This window comes from Paracoccaceae bacterium (genome assembly GCA_033344815.1).
GTDB lineage: Bacteria > Pseudomonadota > Alphaproteobacteria > Rhodobacterales > Rhodobacteraceae > Roseobacter.
This window is the reverse complement of sequence record JAWPMR010000001.1, coordinates 1573395-1589976: the sequence shown is the minus strand read 5'-3', so window position 1 is coordinate 1589976 and position 16582 is coordinate 1573395. Positions and strand designations below refer to the sequence as shown.

Here is a 16582-nt window from a genome sequence, read left to right as displayed (position 1 = left end):
GGCATGTTTTTCAATGACACCACGTGTTTACATTGCGGGGCTCGCTCTTGCGACGCTGAGTGCCTGCGCCTCCGTGACCCCGGATTACGGGACCAGCAATGCCGCCAACTCAAGCCAGGCGCAGCTTCAGCGGGAAACGGCGCTGGCAACCAATCCGTTTGACCTGCCGGAGGCGGCGGGGCAGCCGCTGGGATCGCCCTTGCCGGGCTCCGCTGAGGCAACAGCGGCGGAAACCACGCGGGTTCTGGAGCAAACACGGGCCGGGGCGACGCAGGGGAGCGTACCAGCCCCACCCACCGTTTCCGGCGCGGCGTCCACGGCTGCGGTGAATAATCCAGGCATTTCTGATGAAAACAACTTCGATGCCGTCGCAGAACGCCAGACCATCGAAAGTGACGCCGAGCGGATTGCCAGTAACGCCGCGCAATATGAGGTCGTTCAACCAGAAGCATTGCCCACGCGCTCAACCGACGCCCAGCCCAACATCGTGGCCTTCGCACTGGAGACCAAACATCCAAAGGGTCAGAGCGTCTATGCCCGGGCGGGTTTTGGCGGCGAGAGCCGTGCGGAGCGCAATTGCGCGGATTACGCCTCTCCTGATCTGGCACAGATCGATTTCCTCGGGCGCGGCGGGCCCGTGCGCGACCGCAGAGGGCTTGATCCGGATGGGGATGGCTATGCCTGCACGTGGGATCCGGCACCGTTTCGCAGGGCCTCAGGCGGCTAGGTCCGGGTGCGTCAGCATCCCTCGCCAAATTGCGGGCCGCGCCGCGACGGCCTGACACCGTCAATTGTAGTGCTGCACTATACCGCCATGCAAAGCGCTGAGGCCGCCATCGAACGCCTGTGCGATCCACAGGCACAAGTGTCCTGCCACTATGTGATCGCCCGCGACGGGCAGATGACCCAGCTGGTGCCCGAAGATCAACGCGCCTGGCACGCTGGGGCCGGGGAATGGCGCGGGCAAGATGACATAAACTCCCGCTCCATCGGGATTGAACTCGACAACGGCGGCGATCATCCCTTCCCTGAACCGCAGATGGCGGCGCTGGAAATCCTGCTGAGCGACATCATCGCGCGCCACGGGATTGTACCGAACAATGTCATCGGCCATTCCGACATGGCCCCTGGTCGGAAATTCGATCCCGGCCCCCGCTTTGACTGGGCGCGGCTGGCGGCGCAGGGGTTGGCGGTGTACGGCGAGAGCGGGAGGACTTCGACAGCGCCGACAGCGGCTGAATTCCGCACCTGCGCACAGGCGCTCGGGTTCACGGCGGATGTAGGCGATGACATCCTGCTGGCGGCGGTCAGGCTGCGGTTCAGACCGCAGGCGCTTGGCCCGCTGGTGGCTGAAGACTTCATCGCATTGGAGACGGCACGCACCTGAGGGTCGGCCCGCTTCTTTTGGTCGGAAATACTCCCGCCGGAGGCGTCCGACCTTTGCCAGCTCTTGACCCGCCGGCCAATTCATCGCATCTCGGGGCGCGCGGAAGGCCGGATGGCCGCGGCACCCTTCAACCGGTGTCGAGGAAAGTCCGGACTCCAAAAAGCAACGGTGCCGGGTAACGCCCGGGCAGGGCAACCTGACGGAAAGCGCCACAGAAATGAAACCGCCCGCGCGCAGCAATGCAAAGGGGTAAGGATGAAACGGTGGGGTAAGAGCCCACCGCGCCGCTGGCAACAGGGGTGGCACGGCAAGCCCCACCGGGAGCAATGCCAAATAGGGATCGCGCGTCGCAAGACAGGGCTGCTTTTGCCCCAGCAGATCCGGGTTGGCAGCTAGAGCTGTCCGGGCAACCGGGTGGCAAGAGGAATGGTCATCGAACCGGGGTTTGCGCCCCGGGGAACAGAATCCGGCTTACAGGCCTTCCGCGCATATTTCCCCCCGCTGCGCTGGGCGGGATGCGGTTTTTGACCGCCAGCCGGTTGCGCAACGCTTTGCTCATAAAGTGCTGCGCGCGATCTCTTAACCACCGCATCCGTGCATTCTCGGTGCACAGGGTGTGTACAGCTTGTGTACGGGCTGTGCCTCGCGATTCCCCCCTTGAAAAAAGGCGTTAACCCAGGCTGAGGGGAAAGGTGTGGCGGCGCGTGGCAAAATCGTTGCGCGTGCGCTGCGTTTACCCAAGGGTGCCGGCCGCAGGATGACCACTTAGGGCCACGCTAAAACGGTCCTTTTGCAGTTGACTCGCCAGCCCATCTGGTTAAAAGCCGGGGTTCAGGATTTCACGCAGCCCCTCACCGGAGGACCGCTGCAGCAGGAGAGATAACATGGCCAAGCCAACCACGATCAAGATTCGTCTGAACTCCTCGGCGGGGACAGGCCATTTCTACGTCACCAAGAAAAACGCCCGCACCATGACCGAGAAGATGGTTGTGCGTAAGTACGACCCGGTGGCGCGCAAGCACGTTGAATACAAAGAAGGCAAAATCAAGTAAGATTGATTTCTTTGTAGGTGAAGTGGCCGCGCAGTTTGCGCGGCTTTTTTTGTTTGTGCATGGAGAGGCATCTTTGATGCAGCGCGTTATGATCGTTGGGGGATCAGGGTCGGGGAAAAGCACTCTGGCGCGCTTTCTTGGCGTGCGGACCGGCCTGCCTGTCTATCATATGGACCATATCCACTGGACCCCGGGGTGGGTTGCGCGGGCCACACCGGAGCGCAAGGCGATGGCGTTGAAAATCGAGGAATCGCCCAAGTGGATATTTGAAGGCGGCTTCTCAACAACCTATGATCATCGCGCGACCCGTGCGGATTGTTTGATCTGGCTGGACCTGCCTGTAAGCCTGCGTCTGTGGCGCGTGACGTATCGCATGCTGCGCTACTACGGTCGCCAAAGACCGGACATGGCAGAGGGATGTCAGGAGGGGCTGCATTCCGAAACAGCGGAGTTTTACCGCTGGATATGGCGCACCAGATCGAGCCACCGCGCGCGTTTGGTGCGTTTGATCCAAGACCATCCGCATCTGAACGTACATCAGTTGACAAAGACTGCTCAGGTCACAAGTTTCATGGATAGCTTTGCCGTAAAGCCTTGAATTCAAGGCCGTTAACGCCACCCGAGATACGGCAGCCTTACCGTGGTCTTCACCTGCAAAGACTGCGGGAACTGGGTCGGAAAGGGCCTGAGGAGCACTCGGCGCAGCCGATTTCTTCGGGGAGAGACATGCTTTGTCAGGATCAGACCAATCCCGCCCGGGATCAATCAACGCTGACGGGCCTGTTCAAGGGTGTCTCTTCCTCAGGATTAAATGTCTGGATAGAAAAAAGCCGCCGAGACAAGGTCCCGGCGGCTTTGATAAATGTCGGAAGAGTGACTGTTACTCTCGGTTGCCAAAGAGCGACAGCAGCATCATGAACATGTTGATGAAGTTCAGATAGAGGCTCAGCGCACCCATGATCCCGGATTTCTGAAGCCATTCCTGATCGCCATGCTGCGCATGTGCCAAGTAAGTATTCTTGATGTTCTGTGTATCATAGGCCGTGAGACCAGCGAAAATCAAAACACCGATCGCGGAAACGGCAAACATAATCGCTGGTGATCCGAGGAAGATATTCACGATGGACGCTACAACCAATCCGACAACGCCCATGATCAGGAAGCTACCCCAGCCAGAGATGTCTTTCTTTGTTGTGTAGCCCCAAAGCGACAGGCTTGCGAAGGCGATCGATGTGATCAGGAAGATCTGTGCGATCGAAAACCCGGTAAAGGCAACGAAAATCCAAGACAGCGACAGACCCATCACGCCCGCAAAAGCGTAGAAGAACAGCTGCGCGCCTGCGGCCGACAAACGATTGATCGCGGCCCCGAAGGCGAACACCATGCCAAGGGGTGCAAACATGATAACCCAGCCCAGAATGTTGGGTTGCAGAGTGATCGGATCACGAAAGACCGACAGCAGAGCGGGAGCGGTACCAACCGCCCAAGCGACTGCGAATGTGATCAACATGCCCACGGACATCGTTCCGTAGACTTTGCTCATATGGGTGCGCAGACCCTCATCAATCTGGTCGGCGCGGGATCCGGCGACGGACCGGATTGTATTCACGTCAGCCATTAAGACCTCCAAAATAACTTTTTTATTCACGCAACAGACCTTCTGCGCGTTCTGTGCAGAATATCGGTGTCATCGAGCCGCATTTCAAGGTTTTTTAGGTGGTATTCTTTTTGATTGTACAAAAATAGATAACAAAGGCTGAAGTAACGGCTTGTTTTGACCGAATGGGCCGGTTTCTCATTGGTTTCTCCACGTTTCTGGCACGTCCCAGAAGGGGCGGTTCGCCTCCAAATCAGCCGCGTTCCGCGTCACGCCGATGTCCTCCAAAGCACGGGTATCAAGTCGTGCCAGAGCGCGACGAGAGCGCCAGAGCCCAACAAGGGCTATCAGAGACATGACACGGTTGCCGGATATGCGTTGCGTCGTTGTAGCGAAGTGATCGATCAAAGCCATTGTGTGTACCTTTCGTGATGCGTTCTCAGTGTTTCATCAAATTACTTGATATATATGGCAGCACGTGTTTCATTAGTGAAGAGAATGTTTGTGAAGTAATGCATCAGGAATTTTGATATGAGAAATCTGGACGTCACGACACTGCGATCCTTTGTTGCTGTTGCAGATGCCGGCGGTGTGACCCGTGCAGCCGGTTTCCTGCATCTGACGCAATCTGCGGTCTCAATGCAGCTGAAACGCCTTGAGGAATTGTTGGGACTGGAATTACTTGATCGGTCCGGACGCACCATTGCATTGACGGCATCGGGCGAACAATTGCTTGTCTACGCTCGCCGCATGGTCGCATTAAATGATGAGGTGATTGGTCGGTTGACCGATCAGGCGCATGAAGGTGAAATCGTGTTGGGCGTGCCTCACGACATTGTCTATCCTGCCATACCTCAGGTGCTCAAACAATTTCACGCGGCCTTCCCACGCGTGAAGGTTCAATTGGTCTCGTCTTATACCCGCGCGCTCAAGGAGAAATTTGGCCGGGGCGAATGTGACCTGATCCTGACAACAGAAAACAATGTTGAACCCGGGGCGCAGACACTCTGCAAGAAACCGTTGCGCTGGATTGGCGCGCCGGGGGGCGCCGCATGGCGGCAAAAGCCTCTGAAGCTCGCCTTTGGCAGATTATGCACTTTCCGGCCGCGTGTTGTCGAAGCGCTGGATGCATCTGGTATCCCATGGGATGTGATCGTCGAAACTGAAAGTGACCGCACGATCGAAGCGACGGTGAGCGCTGACTTGGCCGTTCACACGATGATTGAAGGCACCGAACCACCGCATCTGGAGCGGATTGATCATGGTGGCGCACTACCGGATCTGCCGACGCAGTTGATCAACCTTTATGGCGCGCAAGGCAAGAAAGGCATAGTGCATGATACGCTGGCGGATTTTCTAAGACGATCATTTGCGGGCGTTGATTCTGTTCGGTTGCGCGCGGGATGAGTCGTCGTCGCACCGGGTGCGCCTAGTCATTTGCAGATATCCCACGGTTGAATTTAAATTGAGTTTCTGGCTTGGAGCGGCGGGTATCCGCCAAAAATCGCGCAATCGAGACGAATTCCGCCGATCTCTATCAGCAGGAAAACGGGCCGGTGAAGGCATGATTCCATCTTGTGTTTTGCCGCTGATGTGATCCTTCAGATCCACCAAAATCAACTTAAAGTAGTAGATTTGTCCTGAAATTTGAGCATTTAGTAAAAACTTTAATAGAAAAAGCCTCTCGGAGGCGGTTTTGGCAAAGGTGCTGAAATCTATAGATAAGACGGTTCAAGATGTGTTTTTGACGGGCTGTGCTCACGTGAATGGGAAGTGTTTCCTGTTGATCGAAACCCGAATTACATTATTGTTTCGCAATGTAACGGTATTTTGGTGATCGCGGCTAGGTTGTGCCACTCGTTATACCAGTCGGTAGGCCACCTTCTTGACAAGGTAAGTGTAAGGAATATGCAGATGGTACACGTCGTAGACGTTCATGTTGGAAAGCGAATTCGTCAGCGTCGTTGGCTGGTCGGAATGACTCAGCAAAAGCTTGCGGAATGCGTTGGCATCAAGTTTCAGCAAATTCAGAAGTATGAAACGGGAGCGAACCGTGTAAGCGCGTCGCGCCTGTGGGACATTGCAGATGCATTGGAAGTCGATGTGGCTTTCTTCTTTGAAGGTCTGAAGACCGATGATGCTTCCGACACAATAAGTGATGCGGTTCCGGCTGACATGATGGGTGACAAAGAAGCAATGGACCTCGTGCGCTCCTATTATGCGATACCTGAAAATCAACGCAGACGCTTGTTTGAGCTTGCGCGGGTCCTCAGCGACGTCGCTTGAGCGGATCGCACAATTGACAGTCTAAAAAGCGAATCCGCACCCCATCCATTGGGTTGCGGCACTTGAGTCTTTGGAATTGCGCTGGCACCAGTGACACATGAGCGATTCAAAGCGGCATAAACCTGAAGAGATTGCGAACCTGGACGCAACCGCGCAGAGGCTCGCTGTCGCCGCGCGAAAGGCCATTTTACCCTATTTCCGGCGCTATGATCTGTCCACGGAAAACAAGCTCGACAAGGGTTATGATCCAGTCACGCAAGCAGATCGTGCAGCCGAACAGGCCATGCGGTCTATTCTGGCAATCGAACATCCCGAGGATGGCATTCTCGGCGAGGAATTCGGGGCCAAGCCCGGATCCAGCGGATTGACTTGGGTGTTGGACCCGATTGATGGCACCCGTGGATTTGTAAGCGGGACGCCAACCTGGGGTGTCTTGATCGCGGTTTCTGATGATCAGGGGCCATTTTATGGTTTGATTGACCAACCCTACATCGGCGAACGATTCATTGGATGCGCAGGGCGCGCGCGCATGACCGGCCCGCAAGGACAGTTGTCGCTGGAAACACGGCGCACGAAATCATTGGCGGATGCGGTTATTTTCACCACATTTCCAGAAGTGGGCACGCCGCAGGAGCGCGCGGCATTCCACTCAGTCGCTGAAAAAACCAAACTCACCCGGTACGGCATGGACTGTTATGCGTATGCTTTGCTGGCGGCGGGTCAGATCGATCTGGTGATAGAGGCGGGCTTGCAAGCCTATGATATACAGGCGCCAATTGCGCTTATCGAAGCAGCCGGGGGCATTGTGACGGACTGGCAGGGTGGTCCTGCGCATCTGGGGGGGCGGGCTCTGGCGGCAGCGAATACGCAGTTGCATGCCGAGGCTCTTGCTTTGTTAAGTCAGGCGATAACATGACATCACTCCTTTTGCGCGGTGCCGAATGTGTTGTGACAATGGATGACACGCGACGCGAATTGAAGGGTGCGGATATCCTGATTTGCAATGGCGTGATTGCGGAAATCGGCTCCAATCTGACCTCAGATGCGCCAGTGGTTGATGTTGATGGCTGTGTGGTTACGCCCGGACTTGTGAACACGCATCATCACCTCTACCAAACTCTGACACGCGCTGTCCCGGGCGGACAGGACGCATTGCTTTTTGGTTGGCTGCAAACGCTTTACCCGATTTGGGCACGTTTTACGGCGGAGCATGTTTTCACCTCTACACAGGTTGGATTGGCAGAATTGGCCCTGTCGGGGTGCACGTTGAGCAGTGATCACCTCTACCTTTTTCCAAATGGTGCCCGGCTCGAAGACACCATTCATGCCGCTGTCGAGGTTGGTTTGCGTTTTCATCCGACGCGCGGTGCAATGAGTATTGGTGTCTCGGAGGGAGGTCTGCCACCAGACAGCCTGGTGGAAAAAGAGAGCGTCATTCTGGAAGACTGCATTCGGGTGATTGACGGTTTTCACGATGCATCCGTCGGATCCATGTGCCGCGTAGGGGTCGCGCCCTGTTCACCGTTTTCAGTGAGCCGAGACTTGATGCGTGAGGCGGCACTCCTGGCGCGCGACAAAGGCGTGATGATGCACACCCACTTGGCGGAAAACGAAGAAGATATCGCCTATTCGCTGGAGAAATTTGGCTGCCGACCGGGGCAGTATGCGCAGGATCTGGGATGGGTCGGGCCGGATGTCTGGCACGCGCATTGCGTGAAGCTCGATGCTTCCGAGATAGCGCTCTTTGCGCAAACCAAAACAGGTGTTGCGCATTGCCCCTGTTCGAACTGCCGATTGGGCAGTGGCATAGCACCTGTCAAAGCGATGCGCGCGGCGGGCGTGCCGGTCGGCCTCGGCGTGGACGGATCTGCCAGCAATGACGCAGGCAATCTGGTGTCAGAAGCCCGTCAGGCAATGCTTTTGCAACGTGTGGCACAGGGCGCAGACGCGATGAGCGCACGGACCGCCCTTGAAATCGCGACCCGTGGCGGAGCGGACGTGTTGGGACGACCCGATTGCGGGCGCATCGCCGTAGGATGCCGCGCGGATATTGCAGTTTGGGATGTCTCGGGAATTGAAGCCGCAGGCAGTTGGGACCCTGCCGCATTGTTATTAGCTGGACCAACGACCGTGCGCGATTTGTTTGTCGAAGGTCGCGATGTCGTGCGCGATGGACAGATCACAAGGCTTGATATGGGCGCGCTGATCGAACGTCAAAACTGCTTGGCCCGCGCGCTGCGGGATGAGATGTGAGGCGCGTCATCTGCGCCCTGTTTATTTGGCTGCCCACCTGCGCCGCGTGTGCGGATCCGGTGGCGCTTCAATCCATAAATGACTACAGGGCGCTCAACGATCGCGCCCCGCTAACCTATTCAACAGAGCTTGAAGCCGCAGCTTTGGCGCATGCAACGGATATGGCGCAATCCGGTCTTTTCGATCATATGGGCAGTGATGGTTCGGACGTCGCCCAGCGGGTATCCCGGCAAGGGTATGGCTGGTGTATTGTCGCCGAGAATATTGCCAAAGGTCAGCAATCCATGCCGGAAGTCATGCAAGACTGGTCGGAATCGCCCGGGCATCGTCGCAATATGCTTTCGCGTGAGGTGTCGCAGTTCGCTTTGGTTGAAGGGCCTGATCAGATCTGGGTCATGGTGTTGGCCACGCCCGGTTGCTGATCCCCTAAATCAATTAGCTTCTTTACAGCTACGACCTGCGATCCAAACATCAGCAATTGCTCGGTCATCGCCCATCATGATCGTGGGAAACACAGCTTCCCAAATTGTTTCAGCCTCATGCGCCCGTTGGGCAATGGCTGGGGTCGAGGCGAGATCAAGGATGGTGATATCTGCATCAAACCCTGTCGCCAGCGTGCCGATCCTGTCTTCTAAATGCAGGGTGCGCGCTGAACCGGCTGTCGCCAACCACAAAAGCCGGGCCGGGTGCAGAGCAGTCCCACGCAATTGAGCGATTTCGTAAGCGGCTGCCATGGTGCGCAGCATCGAAAAAGATGACCCGCCGCCTGTATCCGTCGCTAAACCCAACGGGATTTTGCGCGCAGCCAGCCCTGCCAAATCCATCAATCCAGACCCGATAAAGCTGTTGGAGGTCGGGCAATGCACCAGCGCCGCGCCAGTTTCTGAAATGCGGTCAATCTCGCGTGGTTCAAGATGAATTGCGTGTCCGAAAACCGCGCGTTCACCGAGCAGGCCATGGGTTTCATAGGTGTCCAGATAATCGCGCGCTTCTGGGTACAGTGCGCGCACCCAGGCGATCTCAGGCAGTTGTTCGCTGATATGTGTCTGCATCAGGCATTCGGGGTATTCAGCCCAAAGCGCACCCAAGGCGGCAAGCTGATCCGGGGTAGAGGTCGGCGAAAACCGCGGCGTGATCGCGTAATGCGCACGCCCTTTGCCATGCCAGCGTTGCAGCAGAGATTTGCTGTCGTCATAGGCAGATTGCGCCGTGTCACAGAGACCGACTGGCGCATTGCGATCCATGCAGGTCTTGCCGGCAACGACCCGCATATTCCGCCTGGCGGCCTGAGTAAAAAACGCATCCACGCTGACGGGATGACTCGTGGCATAGGAACACATGGTCGTGGTGCCATGATCGAGTGCCAGATCAAAATACCGCGCCGCGATCCTTTGGGCATAATCGGGATCTTGCAGGCGCATTTCTTCGGGAAACGTATAGGTGTTCAACCAGTCGATCAGCTGTTTGCCCCAACTGGAAATGATCGCGGTTTGGGGGTAGTGCACATGCGCGTCTACCAAACCAGGACAGATCAGGTTTTCGCCATAATCCACAATGCGCGCTTTGGGATGTGCATGGCGCAGCGCATCGCGATCACCCACGGCGGCAATCCTGTCATTCTCGATCAGTACAGCCCCGGTGCTATTGACGCTGACCGCGTCCTCCCAGGGGAATATCAGCGGATTTGCCCGACTTTCGAAGGTCTGGCCCAGGAGGAGAGTTTGGCTGTTCATGCGTCGTGTCTAGGCGCTTTGCAGGTGCGCGACAACTGGCGTTTGGATGTTGCATTGTATCCTATCAGGCACCCCCTTATGGTCTGCGCAGGGGTAGGGGGTCACATGGATGTCTGATCAAACAACAGAGCTTGAAGCGGAGATAGAAGAAGACGCCTATCTGCTTGGTCCCAAGGCGATTTCAGCAATTCTCTACGCTGTCGATATCGAAGATGCGGCCAAACTCACGGAGCTGATGGAGCCGCTTCATGCCGCTGATATTGCGGATTTACTGGAGCAGATCAACGCCTTTGACCGATCCCGCCTGATCCGCCTTTATGGGCGCGAATTTGACGGTGAAATTCTCTCGGAACTCGACGAGTCGGTGCGCGAGGAAGTGATTGCCGTTTTGACCCCGCAAGTGCTGACCCAGGCCGTGCGGGACATGGACAGTGACGATGTTGTTGATCTGGTTGAGGACCTCGAGGACCACCAACAAGAAGCCATCCTTGACGCGCTCGAAGACGTTGATCGGGATGCAGTGCAACGCGCGCTTGGGTATCCGGAATATTCGGCCGGACGTCTGATGCAGCGCGAGGTCGTGATGGCCCCCGAACATTGGACCGTGGGCGAAGCGATTGATCATCTGCGCAATACGCCGGAAGAAGAACTGCCCGCTCAGTTTTATCATATCGTCATCGTTGATCCGCGATTGCACCCGATTGGCAATGTCACCTTGGGAAAGGTGATGCGGTCTAAACGCGCGACGAAACTGCTCGATATCAAGGAAGAAACCTTTCAGGTCATTCCCGCGTTGCAGGATGAATCCGATGTGGCTTATGCGTTTAACCAATATCACCTGATTTCCGCGCCCGTGGTGGATGATGAGGACCGATTGATCGGCGTGATTACAATTGATGATGCCATGGTCGTGTTGGATGAAGAACACGAAGAAGACATTCTGCGCCTGGCCGGTGTCGGCGAAGGGTCTTTGTCGGACCGCGTGGTCGAAACGACAAAGCAACGCCTGCCCTGGCTGGCGGTCAATCTGGTGACGGCCATAGCCGCCAGTCTTGTGATCGCGCAGTTTGAGGCGGCGATTGCGCAGATCGTGGCACTTGCCGTGCTGATGCCGATCGTGGCCTCGATGGGCGGGAATGCCGGAACGCAGTCGTTGACTGTCGCTGTGCGCGCCATCGCTACCAAGGATCTCACCGGTGCCAATGTCTGGCGGGTCATTCGTCGCGAGGTTTTGGTGGGCTTGGTGAATGGCCTCATTTTCGCCGTCATCATGGGGACGATCGGCATCATCTGGTTCGGTTCACCCGCACTTGGCTACGTCATTGCGGCAGCGATGGTCATTAACCTTGTGGTGGCCGGGCTTGCGGGTACTGCGATACCAGTTGTGCTGGATCGCGTTGGCGTGGATCCGGCACTCGCATCGGGAGCCTTTGTGACAACGGTCACCGATGTGGTTGGTTTCTTCGCGTTTTTAGGTCTCGCAGCACTGGTTCTTTTGTGACGGACCTCACGGAAATCAAAGCTTCAGCGCGCAAAGACGCTTTTGCACGCCGAAAAGCGGCACATGCGGCTGATTCTGGAACGGGCGCGGGCATGCTGTCAGGGCTTTTGGCAGGTCATCATGGGGTGGCGATTTCGGGCTATATGCCAATCCGCACAGAGATTGATCCGGTGCCGGCAATGGCCGAAGCAGCAGCTTATGGGCCTGTCGGGATTCCGGTGATTGTTGAGGCCGGACAGCGCTTGAAGTTTGCGCATTGGGAGCCGGAGATGCCGCTGATCGATGGGCCGTTCGGCGCGCGAATTCCGGAAAATCCTTCGTTCTTTGAACCAGAAATCGTGATCGTGCCTTTGGTTGCCTTTGACGCTCAGGGCGGGCGGCTAGGTTACGGCGGGGGATTTTATGATCGCACATTGGAAGCGCTGCGCGCAGCCCGCCCAACGCTGGCCGTCGGCTTTGCGTATGGCGCACAAGAATTCCAAACACTGCCCCTGGAAGTCACAGATCAGAAACTGGATTTCATCGTAACCGAGACCGGAGTACGCGATCTGCGCTAATCATCGGGGTCTTCATAAATCAGGATGTCGCCGGGCTGGCAGGACAGGGCCTCACAAATCCGCGCGAGCGTTTCAAAGCGCACGCCCTTGACCTTGCCGGACTTCAGCAACGATACGTTTTGCTCGGTGATGCCCACCCGTTCCGCCAGTTCTTTGGAACGCATCTTGCGCCGGGCCAGCATAACATCAAGCGTGACGGTGATGCGTGTTCCTGGGTCTTGATCCGGATCAGACAAAAGCCTTGTTTTCCTCTGCCAAATGCGCGGCGTCCACCATGATGTGACCCAATGCGACAAGCATGAGTCCCAAGATGACAGCGTATACATCGCCATCCTTAAAACCGACCCCAAAGACAATGCTGGTAGGCTCTGCCAAATAGCGCAAAATTGCCCTTGCGACTCCATCCACAATCGCGCTCACCGGAACGATCAGAACCAGCACCCAGCCCACACGGCGTAACCGGATGGCTGTCTTTTGGGTGAATATGCCTGTGCCTTCACGAATACCCGCAAAAAGCTGGCGGATGAGCAAGACCATCGCAACAGCTATGAAGTCGGTGATCAGCCAGATCGTTGAGGCGAGAAGCGCAGTCGCGGTGGTCAGTCGCAGGCTGTCGATGTCGAGCTCAAGTTCGCCGGCCAACTCTTGCCCTAACTTTTGTGGATCGTTGATGGACAGAAAGATGAAGTAAGCAGCGAATAGCAGCGCCAGACATAAAGCCAAGGTGCTGAACCACACACCAGCACGCGCGGTGACAGCAATTTTAGTCTGCCGGTCAAGACTGTCGAACATGAATGGTCACTCCACATAAAAACATTACTTGCAAAAATTATCGTAAAACAATAATTAATGCAATCTGAAGGCTAATTATTTGCCTTTCTTTCACATCATATGAGGTTTCAAATGAACTATCGAGAGTTGTTTTTGGCAGGTACGATACTTGTTGCTTTGACTTTGAGTGCGGATGCACAGGAACGTTGGACGGGTGGGTACTTCGGATTGTCGATCGACCACACGGATACGTCCTCTCAGGTACAAAACAGCACGGTGCATGATCTGTCTGATGAAGCTACGGGCGTTGGTATTTATGCGGGTTACGGGATCCGTCGCGGTCAGAATTTTGTCTGGACCCCAGAAGTTGTATTATCGCGTCTCGAATCCAACGGAACTGCGTCTGATACCGCTCTTGGTACAACCGATTTTGACGGGTCTTTCCTGCTGGAACCTCGCGTTCGGGCGGGCTACGCGACCGAAAGGGCATATTTTTATGGTATTTTGGGGCTTGGGATTACGGATGCAGGGACGCGCCCGGCTGGGTCGAATGACGACGATCTGATAGGATCGTTTGGTCTTGGGTTAGGCGCGGAGTTCGCAATCAACGAACAATGGTCAACCCGGCTTGAGGCGGTGCACTACGAATGGCAGGCGTCCGAGCAGAATTTCAGCGGATCGTTTAGGGAAACCGAAACCGACACCACCGTGCTGCGCATCGGTCTGACGCGCAGGTTCTAGAGCGCTATTCTTTTTCGAATGCGGAAAATGCCTCGCCCCAGTCTGGATGCCATCGAGATAAAGCAGGGCGATTTTCCACAATATCGCCCGCCGCCCACAGAACGCGGCGGGCGTCTGTTCTTTCGTCCACCATGTTATCCGGGCACAGAATGTAGAAATCACCCTTTGCGACTCGACCAAACAGATAGTTCACGCATTCTTCGCTGGTCCAGGCGCCGTCCGGTTTCACTGGCATGATCGCTGCAATCATGCCGGTGTATGTGAACCCGGGAACGAACAAATGTGCATCAATGGGTGCGTTACTTTCACGAAGCTCATGGGCGAGTTGTTCCGTCAGAACTTTTACGGCGGCTTTTGAGGCATTATAGGCGGGATTGCCCGGCGGTGTCGTAATGCCTTGTTTTGATCCGGTGTTGATAACTGCTGCAGGCTGACCGGCCTCAATCATCCGCGGCACAAATGCCTGAACACCGTTAAGAATACCAAACAGATTTACGTCAAAGGTTTTGCGCCAGGCTTCGGGGTTTTCCCACGTCGATGAACCTACACCGATGCCTGCATTGTTCATGAGAATGGCAACCCGACCGAGTCCAAAGGCGACATCCGCCAAAGCTGATACTGCTGCGGCATCCGAAACGTCTGTGACCTGAGTGTGAACCCTGGCTCCTGAAGCACGCAAGTCCTTGGCGGCGGTGGCGAGTTGATCTGCGTTCACGTCAACCAAGAGCACTTCAAAGCCTTCGCCAGAAAGGTATTTCCCAGCGGCCAGACCAACGCCGCTTGCCCCGCCGGTAATGACAGCGAGCCCGCCCGAAGATTTGATATCACGCCATGCCATTTTCTGCTCCTTCGCCGCTGGTCGATCTAGCATACCTGAAAAACAGGCATGGTGCCATCAACCTGCGCGTCAAGATTATTAATCCAACCCCTTGCCCTGAGCGCCGCCGCACCCTACCCATCGGACATGAAAATCTTGTTTCTAGGCGATGTGATGGGGCGTGCCGGTCGGCGCGCCATAACCGAAAACCTGCCCCGTCTGCGTGAGGCGTGGAGGCTGGATTTTATTGTCGTAAATGGTGAAAACGCAACCTCTGGCATCGGCCTGTCAGGTGCACATGCCAAGACTTTGCTGGATGCGGGTGCGGATTGCCTGACGCTTGGGGACCATGCGTTTGATCAAAAAGACATGCTGCGGTTCATCGAACAGGAACCGCGCATCATCCGCCCGTTGAACTTTTCCAAATCGGCACCGGGCAAGGGCGCACGATTGTTTACCGCCAAGAATGGTCGCAAGGTTCTGGTGACGCAGGCACTGGGGCAAGTCTTTATGAAACGCCCTTTTGACGATCCGTTTTCAGCCCTTGACACTGTACTGAAAACCCACCCGTTGGGGGGCATGGCGCAGGCGATCATCGTGGACATGCACTGCGAAGCGACGTCTGAAAAGATGGCGATGGGCCATTTCTGCGACGGACGCGCCAGTCTTGTGGTGGGTACTCATACACATGTGCCGACAGCAGACGCGATGGTCCTGCCGGGCGGCACCGCCTATTTGAGCGACGCTGGCATGTGTGGTGACTACAATTCGGTCATCGGTATGGACAAGGCGGAACCGCTGCGGCGGTTCATAACCGGTATGCCACGCGATCGTTTTACGCCGGCCAATGGTACGGCCACGCTGTCCGGGGTCTATCTGGAAACAGACGACAAGACTGGGCGCGCAACCCGAATTGCAATGGTGCGTGACGGCGGGCTCCTGCAAGCCGCAGCACCATGACGCAATTGTCGACGCGTGAGGTTCTGGTCTGTGCTGCCACACTGGTGGTCATGGGTGCGGGCTGGGGCTTGACGCAGCCGTTGGCGAAAATCGCGGTGTCCACAGGTTACAAGCATTTTGGATTGATCTTTTGGCAACTCTTCATCGGTGCTGCCCTTATGGCGTGTTTCTGCGCTGTGCGCGGCACGCAGTTGCCCAGAGGGCGAAAACAGATCAGCATTTGCCTGATGGTTGCCGTTTTCGGCACGATGATCCCCAATACGACCTCCTATCAAGCGATTGTGCATCTGCCTTCGGGCATCGTATCGATTTTACTGTCGATGGTGCCCATGTGGGCCTTTGCAATCGCGCTGCTGATGGGGTTGGATCAGTTTTCAGGGCGCCGGGCTTTTGGTCTGTTTCTGGGCTTCTGTGGCGTGTTTCTGATTGCCGTGCCGGGTGCATCAATGCTGAATATCGCAGTTTTTTGGGTGATAATCGCGCTCGTCAGTGGTCTGTGCTATGGGCTTGAGGGTAATTTGGTCGCGAAATTCGGTACAGCAGGAATGGATCCTTTTCAGGTTCTTTATGGCGCGTCGCTGATGGGCGCGATTATCATGCTGCCCGTTGCTATCCTGTCTGGACAATGGATCCCGGTTGCAGCAGCGATGACCCACGAAGGCCAGGCATTGATTTTGGCGTCGCTAATCCACGTGATCGTCTACGCGGGGTATGTCTGGATGGTGGGGCGTGCGGGCTCGGTTTTTGCAGTGCAGGTCAGCTATCTGGTCACGGGCTTCGGTGTGCTCTGGGCGAAACTCATTCTTGATGAGGCTTATTCAGGCGGCGTGTGGGTTGCAATGCTGCTCATGTTTGCAGGCATGTATCTGGTGCAGCCGCGTCCCAAAGCGACGCTTGCCCCCGGCTGATCTATCAGCGAAACTCAAC

Annotated in this window: 20 protein-coding genes and 1 other RNA gene; 15 read left to right on the top strand and 6 right to left on the bottom strand. The window is 56.2% G+C overall.

Features of this window, described 5'->3' with window-relative positions; translation table 11 throughout:
* Positions 1–13: 13 nt before the first annotated feature.
* The 5 genes from R8G34_07480 (at position 14) to R8G34_07460 (ending at position 3037) form a co-directional block, all read left to right on the top strand.
* Positions 14–727: a hypothetical protein gene (locus R8G34_07480; GenBank protein MDW3222720.1), complete on the top strand. Its 714-nt coding sequence runs from the start codon at positions 14–16 to the stop codon at positions 725–727.
* Between the two features lie 6 nt (positions 728–733).
* Complete coding sequence (locus R8G34_07475; protein MDW3222719.1) at positions 734–1387, top strand: N-acetylmuramoyl-L-alanine amidase; 654 nt, start codon at positions 734–736, stop codon at positions 1385–1387.
* Positions 1388–1486: 99 nt separating this feature from the next.
* Positions 1487–1877, top strand: an RNA gene (gene rnpB, locus R8G34_07470) — RNase P RNA component class A.
* A gap of 394 nt (positions 1878–2271) precedes the next feature.
* On the top strand, positions 2272–2439 hold the full coding sequence (gene rpmG, locus R8G34_07465) for a 50S ribosomal protein L33 (GenBank protein ID MDW3222718.1): 168 nt from the start codon (positions 2272–2274) through the stop codon (positions 2437–2439).
* Positions 2440–2515: 76 nt separating this feature from the next.
* Complete coding sequence (locus R8G34_07460; GenBank protein ID MDW3222717.1) at positions 2516–3037, top strand: AAA family ATPase; 522 nt, start codon at positions 2516–2518, stop codon at positions 3035–3037.
* Between the two features lie 282 nt (positions 3038–3319).
* On the opposite strand, the gene R8G34_07455 is transcribed toward R8G34_07460, so the two are convergent.
* Together R8G34_07455 and R8G34_07450 are read right to left on the bottom strand one after the other, a co-directional pair.
* Positions 3320–4057, bottom strand: a complete 738-nt coding sequence (locus R8G34_07455) for a Bax inhibitor-1/YccA family protein (protein ID MDW3222716.1) — start codon at positions 4055–4057, stop codon at positions 3320–3322.
* Between the two features lie 177 nt (positions 4058–4234).
* Entirely contained in the window at positions 4235–4450 is a 216-nt protein-coding gene (locus R8G34_07450) for a DUF1127 domain-containing protein (GenBank protein MDW3222715.1), read from the bottom strand.
* A 117-nt stretch (positions 4451–4567) separates the two neighbouring features.
* Here R8G34_07450 and R8G34_07445 point away from each other — a divergent pair, with 117 nt between their 5' ends.
* From R8G34_07445 to R8G34_07425, 5 genes are all read left to right on the top strand, one after another.
* Positions 4568–5443: a LysR family transcriptional regulator gene (locus R8G34_07445; protein MDW3222714.1), complete on the top strand. Its 876-nt coding sequence runs from the start codon at positions 4568–4570 to the stop codon at positions 5441–5443.
* A 507-nt stretch (positions 5444–5950) separates the two neighbouring features.
* Positions 5951–6322 carry a helix-turn-helix transcriptional regulator gene (locus R8G34_07440; protein ID MDW3222713.1) on the top strand — a complete coding sequence of 124 codons (372 nt, stop codon included), beginning with the start codon at positions 5951–5953 and terminating at the stop codon, positions 6320–6322.
* 97 nt (positions 6323–6419) lie between these two features.
* Complete coding sequence (gene hisN / locus R8G34_07435) at positions 6420–7238, top strand: histidinol-phosphatase (protein ID MDW3222712.1); 819 nt, start codon at positions 6420–6422, stop codon at positions 7236–7238.
* Complete coding sequence (locus tag R8G34_07430; protein ID MDW3222711.1) at positions 7235–8575, top strand: 8-oxoguanine deaminase; 1341 nt, start codon at positions 7235–7237, stop codon at positions 8573–8575. The genes hisN and R8G34_07430 overlap by 4 nt, the downstream gene beginning before the upstream one ends.
* A complete protein-coding gene (locus tag R8G34_07425) occupies positions 8572–8997 on the top strand; it encodes a CAP domain-containing protein (protein MDW3222710.1) in 426 nt (141 codons plus the stop codon). The genes R8G34_07430 and R8G34_07425 overlap by 4 nt, the downstream gene beginning before the upstream one ends.
* Positions 8998–9006: 9 nt before the next feature.
* Here the strand turns inward: R8G34_07425 and guaD are convergent, their stop codons facing one another.
* The gene (gene guaD / locus R8G34_07420; protein MDW3222709.1) at positions 9007–10308 is read right to left on the bottom strand and encodes a guanine deaminase; all 1302 of its coding nucleotides are present in this window, start codon (positions 10306–10308) and stop codon (positions 9007–9009) included.
* Between the two features lie 109 nt (positions 10309–10417).
* Here guaD and mgtE point away from each other — a divergent pair, with 109 nt between their 5' ends.
* Entirely contained in the window at positions 10418–11809 is a 1392-nt protein-coding gene (gene mgtE, locus R8G34_07415) for a magnesium transporter (protein ID MDW3222708.1), read from the top strand.
* The gene (locus R8G34_07410; GenBank protein ID MDW3222707.1) at positions 11806–12366 is read left to right on the top strand and encodes a 5-formyltetrahydrofolate cyclo-ligase; all 561 of its coding nucleotides are present in this window, start codon (positions 11806–11808) and stop codon (positions 12364–12366) included. The genes mgtE and R8G34_07410 overlap by 4 nt, the downstream gene beginning before the upstream one ends.
* Here the strand turns inward: R8G34_07410 and R8G34_07405 are convergent.
* On the bottom strand, positions 12363–12548 hold the full coding sequence (locus R8G34_07405; protein ID MDW3222706.1) for a helix-turn-helix transcriptional regulator: 186 nt from the start codon (positions 12546–12548) through the stop codon (positions 12363–12365). The two genes, R8G34_07410 and R8G34_07405, sit on opposite strands and share 4 nt — an antisense overlap.
* 46 nt (positions 12549–12594) lie before the next feature.
* Entirely contained in the window at positions 12595–13158 is a 564-nt protein-coding gene (locus R8G34_07400; protein ID MDW3222705.1) for a DUF2975 domain-containing protein, read from the bottom strand.
* Between the two features lie 111 nt (positions 13159–13269).
* On the opposite strand from R8G34_07400, the gene R8G34_07395 reads away from it, so the two are divergent.
* Positions 13270–13878 carry an outer membrane beta-barrel protein gene (locus tag R8G34_07395; protein ID MDW3222704.1) on the top strand — a complete coding sequence of 203 codons (609 nt, stop codon included), beginning with the start codon at positions 13270–13272 and terminating at the stop codon, positions 13876–13878.
* A gap of 4 nt (positions 13879–13882) precedes the next feature.
* On the opposite strand, the gene R8G34_07390 is transcribed toward R8G34_07395, so the two are convergent.
* Positions 13883–14716, bottom strand: coding sequence for an SDR family NAD(P)-dependent oxidoreductase (locus R8G34_07390; protein ID MDW3222703.1), 834 nt, complete (start codon positions 14714–14716; stop codon positions 13883–13885).
* 126 nt (positions 14717–14842) lie between these two features.
* Between R8G34_07390 and R8G34_07385 the strand changes: the two genes are divergently transcribed.
* Positions 14843–15655 carry a TIGR00282 family metallophosphoesterase gene (locus tag R8G34_07385; protein ID MDW3222702.1) on the top strand — a complete coding sequence of 271 codons (813 nt, stop codon included), beginning with the start codon at positions 14843–14845 and terminating at the stop codon, positions 15653–15655.
* Positions 15652–16563 carry a DMT family transporter gene (locus R8G34_07380; protein MDW3222701.1) on the top strand — a complete coding sequence of 304 codons (912 nt, stop codon included), beginning with the start codon at positions 15652–15654 and terminating at the stop codon, positions 16561–16563. The genes R8G34_07385 and R8G34_07380 overlap by 4 nt, the downstream gene beginning before the upstream one ends.
* The last annotated feature ends 19 nt before the right edge of the window (positions 16564–16582 follow it).